This window comes from Herbiconiux sp. 11R-BC (assembly GCF_049472555.1).
GTDB lineage: Bacteria > Actinomycetota > Actinomycetes > Actinomycetales > Microbacteriaceae > Herbiconiux.
This window is the reverse complement of the sequence record NZ_JBCEBO010000004.1, coordinates 150,247-164,188: the sequence shown is the minus strand read 5'-3', so window position 1 is coordinate 164,188 and position 13,942 is coordinate 150,247. Positions and strand designations below refer to the sequence as shown.

Below are 13,942 nucleotides of genomic sequence, written 5' to 3'. Positions count from 1 at the left end.
GGGCCCTCGTCGCGTCGCGCCGCGTTAGGCTCTTTCTGTGCTTCTCGCCATCGACACCTCCGCCGGAACCTCGGTCGCCGTCGTCGACGGCAGTACCGTTCTCGCCGAGGGCTCGACCGAGGACACCATGCGCCATGCCGAGGTGATCGGCGAGCTGATCGACCTCGTGCTGACCGAGGCCGGGGTCGAACCCGCCGCCCTCGACGAGGTCGTCGCGGGCATGGGGCCTGGCCCGTTCACCGGCCTCCGCGTGGGCATCGTCGCCGCACGTGCCTTCGCCTTCGGCATCGGCCGGCCCGTGGTGCCGGTCGTCAGCCACGATGCCATCGCCTTCGAGGAGTGGTCGGCCGGTACGCGCGGCCCGCTGCTGGTGGTGACGGATGCGCGCCGCCGCGAGGTCTACTGGTCGCGTTACGAGCTCGACGCCGACGCCCCTCTCCGCACGGGCGGCCCGGGCCTGTGCGTGCCCGCCGCGGTGCCGCATCCCGAGGCCGTGCGCGTCGATGCCACCCAGGTGAGCGCGGGCGCCCTCGGGCGGGTGGCGCTGCTGCACCGCTCGCTCGGGCGGGCCGACGACGTGGCCGAGCCGCTGTACCTGCGCTCGCCCGACGTCACGATGCCCGGCGCGCGCAAGCGGGTGTCGCAGTGAGCTGGCAGCTGCGCCGCGCATCCGTCGCGGACCTCGACGCCATCATGGCGCTGGAGGAGGCCTCCTTCGAGAGCGACGCGTGGTCGCGCGAGTCGATGGCGCGGGAGATCGAGCATCCGTTCTGCTACTACCTCGTGGGCGTCGACGAGGCGACCCCGGATGCGCTGGCCGGCTATGCGGGGCTGCTCTGCCCGCCCGGGTCCGTCGACGCCGACATCCAGACGATCGCCGTGACGTCGACGGCCCGCGGGCGGGGGCTCGGGCGGCAGCTGATGCAGCGCCTGCTGGGCGAGGCCGTCGCCCGCGGGGCGCGGTCGATGTTCCTCGAGGTGCGGGCCGACAACCCGGTGGCGCACGGGCTCTACCTCTCGCTCGGCTTCACCGACATCGCCGTGCGCCCGGCCTACTACCAGCCCGACGGGGTGGATGCGATCGTGATGAAGGCCGAGCTGAAGGCGCCGCGGCCGGCCGTCAGGGAAGGGAACGCACGATGACGACGCTGAACGCGGGAGAAGGCCGGGAGCCCGTCGTGCTCGGCATCGAGACCTCGTGCGACGAGACCGGCGTGGGAATCGTGCGCGGCTCGACGCTGCTCGCCAATGTGATCGCCTCGTCGATGGACGAGCATGCGCGCTACGGCGGAGTGGTGCCCGAGGTCGCGGCACGCGCCCACCTCGAGGCGATGAACCCGACGCTCGAGACCGCGCTGACCCAGGCCGGGCTCGGCATCGGCGACATCGACGCGATCGCCGTGACGAGCGGCCCCGGCCTCTCCGGTGCGCTCATGGTGGGCGTCGGTGCCGCGAAGGCGCTCGCCGTGGCGACGGGCAAGCCGCTCTACGCGGTGAACCACCTCGTGGGCCACGTGGGCGCCGACGTGCTCGACGACGACGCCCTCGAGTACCCCACCATCGCCCTGCTCGTCTCCGGCGGACACACGTCGCTCCTCCTCGTGCGGGACCTGGTGGGCGACGTCGAGCTGCTCGGCGAGACCATCGACGACGCCGCGGGCGAGGCCTTCGACAAAGTGGCGCGCGTGCTCGGTCTGCCCTACCCCGGCGGCCCGCAGATCGACCGCGTCGCGCTGGGCGGCGACCCGAAGGCGATCCACTTCCCGCGCGGCCTCATGCAGGCCAAGGACCTCGAGAAGCACCGCTACGACTTCTCGTTCTCCGGGCTCAAGACGGCCGTGGCCCGCTGGGTCGAGCGCGCCGCCGATGCCGGGGAGGAGATCCCGGTGGCCGACGTGGCCGCGAGTTTCCGCGAAGCTGTGGTGGATGTTCTGCTCACGAAGGCGTTCCGGGCCTGCGCGGACTTCGGCATCCCGCGACTGCTGCTCGGCGGCGGGGTCGTGGCGAACGCGCGGGTGCGCCAGGTGGCGGCCGAGCGGGCCGAGGCCCAGGGCGTCACCCTCCGCATCCCCCCTCTGTCACTGTGCACCGACAACGGGGCGATGATCGCCGCGCTGGGGGCGCAGCTGATCGCGGCCGGGCACCGTCCGTCGACCCTCGGCTTCGGCGCGGACTCGACGCTGCCGGTGACGCAGATCCAGGTGGACGAGCGTCCGGCGGCGTGAACTGTTGCGGCGGTCATTGACACTTTCTCAGCGACCCGCCACGATAGGTGCCGTCATCGTATTTTCTTAGGACAATTGGAGCCCTACCTTGACTGAACCCACCCCCGCCTACGCGCCCGCGCCGGTCCCCGCCCAGAAGACGAACGTGCTGTCGATCGTGGCGCTCGTGCTGTCGATCCTGAGCTTCAACATCATCGCGGTGATCATCGGCGCCATCGCGCTCAGCCAGATCAAGAAGACCGGCGAGTCGGGCCGCGGCCTCGCGATCGCCGGTATCATCATCGGCGCCATCGGCGTGATCTTCTGGATCATCATCATCATCGTGGTCGCCGTCGCTGCTGCGGCGGGGAACGTGACCGTCAGCACCTACTGAGAACCGGGGCGCAGGCGGTTCGCCGCCTGCGCCCGTCCCCCTCCGCCGGCACAGAAGGGCACTCCCCGTGAGCGACACGAACAACACCACCCCCGGCGCAGAGCCGCCGGTTCCCCCGGTGACGCCGCCGGTGCCCGGCTACCAGCAGCCGCCGGTTCCGCCGGCGCCGGGCTATCCGCCGCAGGCGCAGCCGTATCAGCAGCCCCCCGCGGCACCGGGCTACTACCAGCAGCCCCCCGTCGCGCCCGGCTACCAGCAGGCCCCTCCCGGCTACCAGCCACCGCCCGTTCAGCAGCCCTACTACGGCTATCAGGCTCCGGCGACGCCGCCGACGAACGTGCTGGCCATCATCACCATCATCCTGGCCTTCGTGTTCTCGATCGCCGGCATCGTGACCGGCCACATCGCGCTCAAGCAGATCGACCGCACGGGCGAACAGGGTCGTGGACTCGCGAAGGCGGGCCTCATCCTGTCGTACGTCTTCACCGGCCTCTGGGTGATCGGCATCATCATCTACGTGGTGTTCCTCGTCGTGATCTTCGCGGCCGCCGGCGCCGCGGGCACCTACTCCTACTGATCGTTCATCCGGAGACCCGGTCGACCAGGAGCGCCTCGTGCGCTCCGGCGACCCGGGTCAGGATGAGCGTCGCCGCCTCGGGCCCCTTGAGCGCGAGTCGTGTGCGCAGCGTCGCGGGATCGACATCGATGCCGCGCTTCTTGATCTCTAGCGTGCCGATTCGACGCTCCCGCAGCGCCTTCTTGAGCTGATTCTCCGAAGCGGGTAGGCGTTCGCGCACCCGGAACGCGCTCGCGAACGGCGACGCGACCAGCGTGTCTCCGGTGAGGTAGGCGATGCCGGGGGAGAGCATGCCGGCATCGAGCTGCCCGGCCAGCGCGCCGATGAGCCGCGCCCGGATGACGGCCGCGTCGGGCTCGTAGACGAACTCGCCCAGCTCGCGCACAGGCGCGTCGGCGCTGTCGGCCGCCGCCGTGAGCTCGGCCGCCCCGCTCGCCGAGAGCACGAGTGCGGAGCGGCGGATGCCCGGCCGAGCCAGAGCGCCGAACCAGAGCCCCATCTCCACGGCCTGGCCGTCGTCGGAGACCCATTGCGCCTCGGCGTCGCCGGGGATGAGTGAGCGGTCGAAGCCGGGGCCGAGCTTCACTCCCGTCGGCCGGCGCGCGGCGAGGGCGAAGGCGAAGTCGACCGAGGGGGAGTAGTCGTCGGGACGGGTGAGGCGGGCGGTGTTCTTGGTGCCGCTCGTGCGGCGGGCCGGGTCGAGGTACACCGCGTCCACCCCCGCCGCGTCGAGGTCGAACTCCTCGGCATCCGCGTGCACGACCTCGGCGTTCGGGAAGCTGGCGAGGTTGTAGGAGGCGATCGCCGCCGTGACCTCGTCGCGCTCGACCGCGACCACGGGCAGATCCAGGGCCGCGATGGCGAGGGCGTCGGCCCCGATTCCGCAGCCCAGGTCGGCGACGCGCGTGACGCCCGCAGCCCGGAACCGCCCGGCGTGCAGCGCGGCGACCTTGAGGCGGGTCGCCTGCTCGAGGCCGGCCTGGGTGTACAGCAGGCGGTCGGCGAAGGCGCCGAACTTGGCCGTGGCCTTCTCGCGGAGACGGGCCTGGGTGAGCACGGCCGCGACGAGCTCGGGAGAATGGCCGGCCCGGCGCAGCTCCGCCACCTGCTTGACGGCCCCGCCCGCCGTGTACCCGGGCAAGGAGTCGAGAAGCCGCAGCCCTTCGGCGGTGAAGAGGAACGAGAGCTCGGCGGAGTCCATCCGGCAACGGTACCAAGGCGGATGGCCGAGCCGGGCGCATCCGGCTGTGGAGCTTGGCACTCACATTGCGCGAGTGCCAAACGAGCCTCTAAACTCGACTTAGCACTCTCGGTGTGAGGGTGCTAACCCGTGGTTTTTGAAATACAGACATTCAGAAAGAAGAGGTCAACCGTGTCGGTCTCCATCAAGCCGCTCGAGGATCGCATCGTCATCAAGCAGGTCGAAGCTGAGCAGACCACTGCTTCCGGTCTCGTCATCCCTGACACCGCCAAGGAGAAGCCCCAGGAGGGTGAAGTCGTCGCCGTCGGCCCCGGCCGCATCGACGACAACGGCAACCGCGTTCCGCTCGACGTCGCCGTCGGCGACAAGGTCATCTACTCCAAGTACGGCGGAACCGAGGTCAAGTACGCCGGTGAGGACTTCCTCGTGCTCTCGGCTCGCGACGTGCTCGCCGTCGTCGTCCGCTAAGGCCGACACGACTCACGAGAACCCGGGTGGCTCAGGCCGCCCGGGTTCTTCGCGTCTGCAGTAGAGTGACGCGGTGCCCGAGACTCCGCCCCCGTCGACGTTGACGATCGCGGGCTCCGCGGCGCAGCAGTTCCGTTCCGGGCTCGTCTACGCGGCGGCCTCCTACGTGCTCTGGGGCGTCTTCCCGCTCTACTTTCTGCTCCTGCGTCCGGCCGGCGCCTTCGAGGTGGTGGGCTGGCGCATCCTGTTCTCCCTCGTGTTCTGCGCGGTGCTGCTCACTGCCACGCGGGCCTGGAGGCCGTTCCTCGCGATTGCCCGGCAGCCGAGACTGCTGCTGCTCATGGGCGCGGCGGGTGCTCTCATCTACGTGAACTGGCAGACCTACATCCTGGGCGTTCTGTCGGATCAGGTGGTGGAGACCTCGCTCGGCTACTTCATCAACCCCATCGTGACCGTGCTGCTCGGCGTGATCGTGCTGCGCGAGCGCCTGCGACGCCTCCAGTGGGCGGCGGTGGGCGTCAGCGCCCTCGCCGTGGTGGTTCTCTCGGTGGGCTACGGGAGCGTGCCGTGGGTGGCCCTCGTGCTGGCCGGCTCCTTCGGCGCCTACGGGCTCGTGAAGAAGTATGTCGGGCCCCGCGTCGACGCCGCCAGTGGCCTCACCCTGGAGACCGCCTGGCTCGCGCCGGTGGCGATCGTGCAGCTCGTGGTGGTGTCGCAGCTGACCGGGCTGACCTTCGGCACCGTGAGCGCCTGGCACACCGGCCTGCTCGTGATCTCGGGCGTGGCCACCGCGGTGCCGCTGCTGATGTTCGCCTCGGCGGCCCGGCGGCTGCCGCTCGTCTACGTGGGCTTCATCCAGTTCCTCGCGCCGATCATCCAGTTCTGCATCGGGGTGTTCGTTCTCGGCGAGCCGATGCCGCCCGAGCGCTGGGTGGGCTTCGCGATCGTGTGGGTCGCCACTCTGCTGCTCGTGGTCGACATGGTGCGGTCGGCGCGCAGGCCGCGCTCGGCATCCGTGGCGTCCGCCGTGCCCGAGGAACTGCTCTAGGGAGCGATAGGGTGGTGCGACGATGACCCAGCACACCGTCTTCGCCCCGAACGGCCGGGGCCCGCATCTGGCCGCGCTCACCGCTCTCGCCGCAGCCGTGGCCGTGTCGCTCACCGGATGCTTCGCCTCCGCCGCCCCGGGCGATACCAGCGCCCCCACGCCCGTCGCCAGCATGGCGCAGCCGATGCCGACGGGCGACGGCACCCTCACGATCGGTGTCGTCGTCGCCTTCGGCGGCGCGGATGCCGCGCTCGGAACCGCTTCTCTCGCCGGTGCCGAGCTCGCCGCCCGCGACATCGACGAGGCGGGAGGCGTGGGTGGCAAGCCGCTCGTGGTGGTGCCCGGCGACGGCACGGCCGGGAAGGCCGCCGCCTCGGTCTCCGCACTCGCCGCGAAAGCCGTCGACGCGCTCGTGGGGCCCAACAGCGAGGCCGCGCAGGGCGAAGTCGACAGCGCGGCGGTCGCCGCCGGCATCCCCGCCGTCACCGCGGTCGGTGAGGCCGAAGCCGTCGACGAAGGGTTCACTGCTCGCCTGAGATCGTCGGATCCCACGCTGGCCGGCACTGCTTTCGGTGCCGAGAGCTACGACGCGGTGGTCATGATCGCCCTCGCGGCGAAGCTGGCCGGTGACGACGGGCGTGCATCGATCGCGCAGTTCCTGCCGGCTGTCACGAGCGGCACGGCCCAGTGCTCGAGCTACGGGGCCTGCCTCGATGCCATCACCGCTCGCGTCCCCATCCGCTACACCGGTGTGACGGGCCAGCTGAGCACCGCTGCCGGCTCGACGAGCGCCGGCACGCTGGCCCTCGCGGGCCTCGCCCCCTGACCCGCTGAGGGGGCGCCCTCCCAGGCACGCTCAGCCCGTCGATGGGCGGCGATGGCAGGATGGGGCACCATGAGCGTTCCCCTCCGGTCACTGTTCGCCCCACACGGCGCTCGCCGCGGCGCCACGGTACTCGCCCTCGCCGCCACGGTCGCCCTCGTGTGCGCCGGCTGCAGCGCCGATGCGGGCAGCACCCCGGCACCCGGCTCGCCGTGCCGCACTAGCACTCCGACGAGCACGGATGCCACCCCGGCGGCCGAGGCGCCGCCCGCCGCCCTGGTGCGCGGCGACGCGCTGCTGCTCGGTTCGATCGGCAACGGATCGGCCGAGGCCGCCGCGGTCGCGGCGGGCGTCGCACTCGCTGCGCGGGAGATCGACGAGAGCCCGACGGGCGTGCTCGGCGGCAACCTGCGGGTCATCGGCTCCGCGACGGCGGATGCCGGCTCCGTCCTCACCCAAGGTGCGACGGCCGTGGTCGGCCCCTCCTCGCCGGACACCGCCGCGGCGGTCAACCAGGTGACGTCGGCCGGGGCGGTGTTCGCCTCGGCGACCGACACCGCGATCGACCGTTCGGTGTACACCGCTCCGGCGTCGGCGCCGTCGTTCGTGCCCTCGGCTGCGCTCCAGGCCTCCGCGCTCGCGCAGCAGCTCACGCACGGCGGCGCCAGCACGGTCGGCGTCATCGCCGTCGACGATGCGTACGGCGCCGCTGTCTCCGCCGCTTTCACCACCGCTCTGCAGGCGGCCGGCGGGACGGTCTCCGCCAACGCCCTGGTGAGCCCCTCGGGGTCGTTCGCGGCGGCGGCCGACGCCGTCGGCGCATCCGCTCCCGATGCCGTGGTGGTGATCTCGCACGCTCTGGACCAGGGCGGGCTCGACAGCCTGCTCGCCGCAGGCAGGATCGCTCCGGCCTCACTCCACCTGCTCGATCAGAGCGCGGCCGACTACTCCGGTGTCGCCGCGGGCGGCGCCCTCGACTGCGCAGCGGGCGTGCGGGCGGGCGTGACCGCCGACGCGCAGTTCCTCGGCCAGCTCGCCGGCATCGCGCCCGGGCTCAGCTCGACGCGCTTCGCCGCCGAGGCGCACGACGCGGTGATCGCGATCGCACTGGCCGCCAATGCGGCGGGCGACCCGGCGGGTGCGGCGATCGCCGCCCAGCTGCCGATCGTGACGAACGAGGGCACGCGCTGCACGGCCTACGACGAGTGCGCCCAGCTGCAGGCGGCCGGCGTCGACATCGATTTCGACGGTCTCACGGGGCCGCTCTCGCTCTCCGCCGACGGGGTCGAGCAAGCCGGTTCCGCAGCAGCCGTGCTCTACGGGGCCGACGGTGCACCCGCGACGATCGGCACGGTGTTCGGCAGTTTCACACCCGCGAAGTGAGCCGATCGCTCTTCCCGATCGGCTATCACGAATTGCTAACGATGTGCTTGGTGTAGTCCGAGAACACACGATTGAAACATTCACGGCCTAGCTTTGTGAAATCACCGCGCTGGCTCTCGCCTGGGGAGCTCACAGAGCGCGCGCATCATGAAAGGGTTCTCAGGATGATTCGATCCAAGAATGCCCTCCGGACAGCCGTATTGGCGGGAGCGGGCATCATCGCCATCACGCTCTCCGGCTGCGCATCCGGGGGCAGCACGACGTCGACCACGGCGTCGACCGACTCGGCCACCACCTACGCATCCGCGACCTGCGCGAGCGGAGCCAGCACGAAGGACGGCCTCGTCGTCGGCACGATCCTGCCGCAGACCGGTAACCTCGCGTTCCTCAACCCGCCGGAGCAGGCCGGTGTCGGCCTCGCCGTCGCCGACATCAACGCGGCCGGTGGCGTGAACGGGGCTGACGCGTGCATCCTGGAGTCCGACTCCGGTGACAGCACCGACCTCTCGGTCTCGACCGCGAGCGCCCAGAAGCTCATCGATGCGGGTGTCTCGGTCGCCATCGGCGCCGCTTCGTCCAGTGTCTCGCTGAACGTCGTCGACAAGTTCACCTCGGCCAAGATCGTCCAGATCTCCCCGGCGAACACCTCTGCGAAGCTCTCGGGCTACAGCCCGTTCTACTGGCGGACCGCTCCGCCGGACTCGGTGCAGGGTTCGGCCCTCGGCCAGCTGATCACGGGTGACGGCAACTCGAACATCGCCTTCCTCGTGTTCAACGACGCCTACGGCACCGGTCTCCGCGACTTCACCCAGGCCTCGATCGAGTCCGCCGGTGGAAAGGTCGTCTACGGCGCCAAGGGTGCCGGCCAGGAGTTCCCTCCCGGTCAGACCACCTTCTCCTCCGAGGTGACCGCGGCCATCGCGTCGAAGCCCGACGCGATCGTCATCCTCGCCTTCGACGAGACCAAGGCGATCATCCCCGAGCTCGTCGCGCAGGGCTTCGACATGTCGAAGACCTACTACTCCGACGGCAACACCTCGGACTACGGCACGGCCTTCGACAAGGGAACCCTCCTGAACGCCCAGGGCACCATCCCCGGCGCGAACCCGAACGACGCCTTCAAGGCTCAGCTCGTGTCGTGGTACAAGGACGTTCAGGGCGGAACCCTGAGCGACTTCTCCTACGGCCCCGAGTCGTACGACGCCACCATCCTCGCGGCCCTCGCCGCGCAGAAGGCGGGCTCGAACGTGTCGGCCGACGTGCAGAAGAACCTCGCCGCGGTCTCCGGATCGACGGGCGGCACCGAGTGCACGACCTTCGCGGACTGCTCGAAGCTGCTCACCGACGGCAAGGAGATCCACTACAAGGGTCAGTCGGGCGTCGGACCGTTCAATGAGAAGAACGAGCCGTCGTCGGCCTTCATCGGAATCTACAAGTTCGATGACGCCAACAAGCCGATCTGGCAGCAGGCCATCGAAGGTCAGACCTCCTACTAAGGAGTAGTCGCCTCGACCACAGAGCGGGTCCGATCCTCCGGGGTCGGGCCCGCTCTCGGCGTTTCCGGGGCCGGCGGCGTCGTGTTAACGGCTGCGGGCCCGACCGGTGGTGGTCGGGCCCGCAGCCGTTCGGTACAGCAGAGCGACGTGTCAGATCGCGCCGGGGGCGTCGGGGCCCTTGGCGTCGGCCTCGACGTCCTTCGCGAGGGTTCCGAGGTAGAGCTCGATCACCTTCGGGTCGTCGGCGAGCTCGCGGCCGGTGCCGGTGTAGGCGTTTCGGCCCTGGTCGAGCACGTAGCCGCGGTCGCAGATCTGCAGGCAGCGGCGCGCGTTCTGCTCCACCATGATGATCGAGACGCCGGTCTTGTTGATGCGGCGGGTGCGGATGAACGTCTCGTCCTGGCGCACCGGCGACAGCCCGGCGGAGGGCTCATCGAGCAGCAGCACCGAGGGGTCCATCATCAGCGCGCGCGCCATGGCGACCGACTGGCGTTCTCCGCCCGAGAGGGAGCCCGCACGCTGGGCGCGGCGGTCCGCGAGCACCGGGAAGAGGTCGAAGATCGACTCGAGCCGCTCCTTGAGCATCCTGGGTCGCAGGAACAACCCCATCTGGAGGTTCTCCTCGATGGTGAGGGAGGGGAAGACGTTGTTGGTCTGCGGGACGAAGCCCACCCCGGCCTGCACGAGCTTGTTCGCCTTCTGACCGGTGATGTCGCGCCCGTTCAGGGTGACGCTGCCGGAGCGCACGTTCACGAGGCCGAACAGGGCCTTCAGCAGCGTCGACTTGCCGGCGCCGTTCGGGCCGATGATGCCGATCAGCTCGCCCGGGTAGACATCGAGGTTGCACCCGTTCAGGATGTTGACGCCCGGCAGGTAGCCGGCGACCAGATCGGTCGCCCGCATCACGGGCTCGGGCGCCGAGGCGGCTGCAGCCAAGCTCATTTCTTCTCCCCTTCGGTGTTCGCGTCCTCTTCGGAGATCTCCTTCGCGAGCTCCTCGGCCACCTCGTCGGTGAGCAGGGAGTCGTCGCCCAGGTCGGTGTTGTGATGGGCGCCGAGGTAGGCGTCGATCACCGCCTGGTCTTCCATGACGTCGCCGGGAGGGCCTTCGGCCACCACGCGGCCCTCGGCCATCACGACCACCCAGTCGGAGATGTGCCGAACCATGTGCATGTCGTGCTCAACGAAGAGCACGGTCATGCCGTCGTCACGCAGGGCCTGGATGTGGCCGAGCAGCGACTGCGTCAGCGCGGGGTTCACGCCCGCCATCGGCTCGTCGAGCATGATCATGGTGGGGTCGCTCATGAGGGCCCGCGCCATCTCGAGGAGCTTCTTCTGGCCGCCCGACAGGCTCGCTGCCAGGTCGTCCTTCTTCTCGTAGAGCTTGAACCGCTGCAGCAGCTCCTCCGCCTTGGCGTGGACCTCTTTCTCCCGGGCCGCCCAGAGCGGCTTGATGAGGGAGACGAAGAGGTTCTCGCCGGGCTGGTCGCGGGCGCCGAGCAGCATGTTGTCCATGACCGTCATGCGGGCGAGCGCCTTGGTGAGCTGGAAGGTGCGCACCATGCCCTGCTTCGCCACCTTCGCGGCTCCGGTCATCCCGAGCGGGGTGCCGTTGAACTCCCACTTGGCGGCCTCGCCGGGCTTCGGGCCACCGATCAGCCGGGGCGCGGAGCTCGGCTTGTCGAAGCCCGTGATGAGGTTGAAGAAGGTGGTCTTGCCGGCGCCGTTCGGCCCGATCAGCGCGGTGATGACCCCGCGCTGCACCTCGAGGTGGTCGACGCTCACCGCGGTCATGCCGCCGAAGCGGCGCACCACGTTGTCGACGGTCAGGATCGAGTCGGGCTTCGAGACACCGGGCTTGCCGTCGAGGCCGACGAGAGCGGCCCGGGCCGCGGCGGAGCCTTCGTGGATGTCGATCACGGGATCACCTGGCATTGAAGCTCAGCTCCTTCTTGTTTCCGAGGATGCCCTGCGGACGGAAGATCACGATCAGCATCAGCGTGACACCGATCAGGATCCAGGAGAACTGCTCGGTCTGCTGCGAGGTCATGATGCTCGCCGGCACGAACTGGCCGGCCAGGCCCTGAACCAGGAGACGCAGCGCGAAGAACACGATCGCACCCAGGATGGGACCGAAGATGGTCGCCGCTCCGCCCAGCAGGAGCGCCGTCCAGATGAAGAAGGTCATCGACCGGCCCATGCTGTCGGCCTGCAGCGAAGCGGGGAGGATGTAGACCACGCCGGCGACCGCGCCGAGCACACCGCCGAGGATGAGCGCCTGCATCTTGTAGGAGTAGACGTTCTTGCCGAGCGCGCGCACGGCATCCTCGTCTTCGCGGATGCCGCGGAGCACGCGGCCCCAGGGGCTGCGCATGAGAAGGAACACCATCACGCTGAACAGCGCCACGAGCGCCCAGGCGACGAGGCGGATCCACCAGCCGTCGGAGCCGGTGTTGTCGTAGTTCCACGGGCCGAAGCCGGATTGGCCGTCACCCAGGAAGGAGAGGTCGGTGAACGGGCCGCGATAGCTGTTGCCGACGAGGCCGTTCGAACCGCCCGTGATGCTCGTGAGGAGTGACGAGCGCCCGACCATGCGGATGATCTCCGCTGCCGAGATGGTGACGATGGCGAGATAGTCGCCGCGCAGTTTCAGCGTCGGCACCCCGAGGACGAGCGCGAAGAGCACGGCTGCGGCGAGAGCGATGATCACCGCCAGGATGAGGGGCAGCCCGCCGATGATCGAGATGGCGAAGGCGTATGCCCCGATCAGCATGAAGCCGGCCTGGCCCATGTTGAGCAGACCCGTGTAGCCGAAGTGGATGTTGAGGCCGATCGCCGCGATCGCCAGTGCCGCGGTGCCCGGGGAGAGCGCCGACGCCAGGATCGCGTTGAGTGTTGTCATCAGTTCGTTCATGATGCGCCCTTCTAACCGATCCGCTCACGGCGGCCGAAGATCCCCTGCGGCCGGATCAGCAGCACGAGGATCAGGATGAGCAAGGCGGTCGCGTACTTGAAGTCGCCCGGGAGGACGAGGTTCGTGAGCTCGACGACCATGCCGATGATGAGGGCGCCGGCGAGGGCGCCGAAGGCGGTTCCGAGGCCGCCCAGGGTGGTGGCCGCGAACATCAGCAGCAGCAGCTGGAGACCCGTCTGCCAGCTGATGCCGTTCAGCACCAGGCCGAGCATGATGCCGGCCAGGCCGGCGAGGCCGGCCGCGAGGGTCCACACCAGCCGGATGATGCCGTCGACGTTGATGCCCGACGCGGCGGAGAGCGCGGGGTTGTCGGAGACGGCGCGCGTGGCCCGGCCGATCCGGGTGCGCAGCAGGAAGAAGCCCACGAGCACGATGGCGATCACCGCGATGAGCATCGCCCAGAGCGATTGCTCGGAGAGCGTGATGGCGCCGAGGTCGACCGTCTTCGGGTTCGACCGGTCGATGCGCACCGTGCCGGCTCCGATGAAGAACTGGAAGGTGTACTGCAGCGCCAGGGAGAGACCGATCGTGACGATCATCATCTGCATGTTCGACATGCCGCGCCTTCGGAGCGGCTTCCAGATCAACCAGTCCTGGATGTACCCCGTGGCCGCGCAGATCACCACGGTCACGATCGCGGCCAGGATGAGGTTCCAGCCCAGCAGGTTCGCGAACACGTAGGCGAGGATGCCGCCGAGGGTCACCTGCTCGCCGTGCGCGAAGTTGCTGAGGCCGGTGGTGCCGTAGATCAAGGAGAGACCGACCGAGGCGAGCGCGAGCAGGAGGCCCAGGCGGAGCCCGGAGGCCGCCTGCTGCAGGAAGCGCTCCCAGGTCACGCCGCCCGACGAATCCGTGGGCGCGGTGGTTCCCGAGGAGCTGTCGCCCGAACTGCCGGTGAGCTTGAAGATGCGGCCGGTGTTCTTGTTGAGTGCGGCGTCGACCGTGGCGGGGTTGGTCGCGGAGGAGTCGAGCGACTGCCCGTCGGGGAGGCTGCTCTCGTCGACCTCGACCTGGTACTGGCCCGCCGTCGTGATGGCGACGACCCACTTGCCCTGGTCGTTGGTGGTGATGGTCTCGTCGAAGCCGCCGGCGCCGGTGACGTGCAGGGAGACCCCGACCGCCGGGTCACCGCTCGGCTGGTTGATGGTGCCCTGGATGCATCCGGTGGTCGCGTCGGCCGTGCAGGAGGCCGAGGCCGCGGCCGTGGGGGGCGTGGTGGCCGCGAAGGCCGGGCTCGAGCTGCCGAAGAGGAAGACGCCGAGGAGCGCGAAGACGATCATCAACGCCCCGGTCAGACGTCGTCTGTCGTGGAGCAATCGACCGATCTGTCTGGCCGGCACGGATTGTGTCGTCAAGTTCTGCCCTTCGGGACGGT

At 69.8% G+C, this 13,942-nt stretch carries 15 protein-coding genes; 10 read left to right on the top strand and 5 right to left on the bottom strand.

The window, feature by feature from the left end:
• The first annotated feature begins 37 nt into the window (after positions 1–37).
• From tsaB to VD659_RS11545, 5 genes are all read left to right on the top strand, one after another.
• Positions 38–649: a tRNA (adenosine(37)-N6)-threonylcarbamoyltransferase complex dimerization subunit type 1 TsaB gene (gene tsaB, locus VD659_RS11565; RefSeq protein WP_423261238.1), complete on the top strand. Its 612-nt coding sequence runs from the start codon at positions 38–40 to the stop codon at positions 647–649.
• A complete protein-coding gene (rimI, locus tag VD659_RS11560; RefSeq protein WP_423261237.1) occupies positions 646–1,143 on the top strand; it encodes a ribosomal protein S18-alanine N-acetyltransferase in 498 nt (165 codons plus the stop codon). Before tsaB ends, rimI begins: the two co-directional genes overlap by 4 nt.
• On the top strand, positions 1,140–2,225 hold the full coding sequence (gene tsaD, locus VD659_RS11555) for a tRNA (adenosine(37)-N6)-threonylcarbamoyltransferase complex transferase subunit TsaD (RefSeq protein ID WP_423261236.1): 1,086 nt from the start codon (positions 1,140–1,142) through the stop codon (positions 2,223–2,225). Before rimI ends, tsaD begins: the two co-directional genes overlap by 4 nt.
• Before the next feature lie 88 nt (positions 2,226–2,313).
• Positions 2,314–2,598, top strand: coding sequence for a DUF4190 domain-containing protein (locus tag VD659_RS11550; protein WP_137837139.1), 285 nt, complete (start codon positions 2,314–2,316; stop codon positions 2,596–2,598).
• 67 nt (positions 2,599–2,665) lie between these two features.
• The gene (locus VD659_RS11545) at positions 2,666–3,175 is read left to right on the top strand and encodes a DUF4190 domain-containing protein (RefSeq protein ID WP_423261235.1); all 510 of its coding nucleotides are present in this window, start codon (positions 2,666–2,668) and stop codon (positions 3,173–3,175) included.
• 4 nt (positions 3,176–3,179) lie between these two features.
• Here VD659_RS11545 and VD659_RS11540 read toward each other — a convergent pair whose 3' ends face one another.
• Complete coding sequence (locus tag VD659_RS11540; RefSeq protein ID WP_423261234.1) at positions 3,180–4,376, bottom strand: THUMP-like domain-containing protein; 1,197 nt, start codon at positions 4,374–4,376, stop codon at positions 3,180–3,182.
• 171 nt (positions 4,377–4,547) lie between these two features.
• Between VD659_RS11540 and groES the strand changes: the two genes are divergently transcribed.
• From groES to VD659_RS11515, 5 genes are all read left to right on the top strand, one after another.
• Complete coding sequence (groES, locus tag VD659_RS11535) at positions 4,548–4,844, top strand: co-chaperone GroES (RefSeq protein WP_066041091.1); 297 nt, start codon at positions 4,548–4,550, stop codon at positions 4,842–4,844.
• Positions 4,845–4,944: 100 nt separating this feature from the next.
• Positions 4,945–5,892 carry an EamA family transporter RarD gene (rarD, locus tag VD659_RS11530; protein WP_137837184.1) on the top strand — a complete coding sequence of 316 codons (948 nt, stop codon included), beginning with the start codon at positions 4,945–4,947 and terminating at the stop codon, positions 5,890–5,892.
• Positions 5,893–5,914: 22 nt separating this feature from the next.
• Entirely contained in the window at positions 5,915–6,718 is an 804-nt protein-coding gene (locus tag VD659_RS11525; protein WP_423261233.1) for an ABC transporter substrate-binding protein, read from the top strand.
• Between the two features lie 69 nt (positions 6,719–6,787).
• Entirely contained in the window at positions 6,788–8,098 is a 1,311-nt protein-coding gene (locus VD659_RS11520) for an ABC transporter substrate-binding protein (RefSeq protein ID WP_423261232.1), read from the top strand.
• A 164-nt stretch (positions 8,099–8,262) separates the two neighbouring features.
• Positions 8,263–9,594, top strand: a complete 1,332-nt coding sequence (locus VD659_RS11515) for an ABC transporter substrate-binding protein (RefSeq protein WP_423261231.1) — start codon at positions 8,263–8,265, stop codon at positions 9,592–9,594.
• A 150-nt stretch (positions 9,595–9,744) separates the two neighbouring features.
• Here VD659_RS11515 and VD659_RS11510 read toward each other — a convergent pair whose 3' ends face one another.
• The 4 genes from VD659_RS11510 to VD659_RS11495 are packed head-to-tail and all read right to left on the bottom strand — an operon-like array spanning position 9,745 to position 13,907.
• Positions 9,745–10,536, bottom strand: a complete 792-nt coding sequence (locus VD659_RS11510; RefSeq protein ID WP_423261230.1) for an ABC transporter ATP-binding protein — start codon at positions 10,534–10,536, stop codon at positions 9,745–9,747.
• Complete coding sequence (locus VD659_RS11505; protein WP_423261229.1) at positions 10,533–11,528, bottom strand: ABC transporter ATP-binding protein; 996 nt, start codon at positions 11,526–11,528, stop codon at positions 10,533–10,535. The genes VD659_RS11510 and VD659_RS11505 overlap by 4 nt, the downstream gene beginning before the upstream one ends.
• Positions 11,518–12,507 (bottom strand): branched-chain amino acid ABC transporter permease, encoded by a 990-nt coding sequence (locus tag VD659_RS11500; RefSeq protein WP_423261228.1) that lies wholly within the window; start codon positions 12,505–12,507, stop codon positions 11,518–11,520. Before VD659_RS11500 ends, VD659_RS11505 begins: the two co-directional genes overlap by 11 nt.
• An 11-nt stretch (positions 12,508–12,518) precedes the next feature.
• A complete protein-coding gene (locus tag VD659_RS11495) occupies positions 12,519–13,907 on the bottom strand; it encodes a branched-chain amino acid ABC transporter permease (protein WP_423261227.1) in 1,389 nt (462 codons plus the stop codon).
• Positions 13,908–13,942 lie beyond the last annotated feature (35 nt).

Coding starts and splice junctions, on each gene's coding strand:
- tsaD (WP_423261236.1), top strand. CDS start 1,140: ATGACGACGCTGAACGCGGGAGAAGGCCGGGAGCCCGTCGTGCTCGGC.
- VD659_RS11540 (WP_423261234.1), bottom strand. CDS start 4,376: ATGGACTCCGCCGAGCTCTCGTTCCTCTTCACCGCCGAAGGGCTGCGG.
- VD659_RS11525 (WP_423261233.1), top strand. CDS start 5,915: ATGACCCAGCACACCGTCTTCGCCCCGAACGGCCGGGGCCCGCATCTG.
- VD659_RS11520 (WP_423261232.1), top strand. CDS start 6,788: ATGAGCGTTCCCCTCCGGTCACTGTTCGCCCCACACGGCGCTCGCCGC.
- VD659_RS11515 (WP_423261231.1), top strand. CDS start 8,263: ATGATTCGATCCAAGAATGCCCTCCGGACAGCCGTATTGGCGGGAGCG.
- VD659_RS11510 (WP_423261230.1), bottom strand. CDS start 10,536: ATGAGCTTGGCTGCAGCCGCCTCGGCGCCCGAGCCCGTGATGCGGGCG.
- VD659_RS11505 (WP_423261229.1), bottom strand. CDS start 11,528: ATGCCAGGTGATCCCGTGATCGACATCCACGAAGGCTCCGCCGCGGCC.
- VD659_RS11500 (WP_423261228.1), bottom strand. CDS start 12,507: ATGAACGAACTGATGACAACACTCAACGCGATCCTGGCGTCGGCGCTC.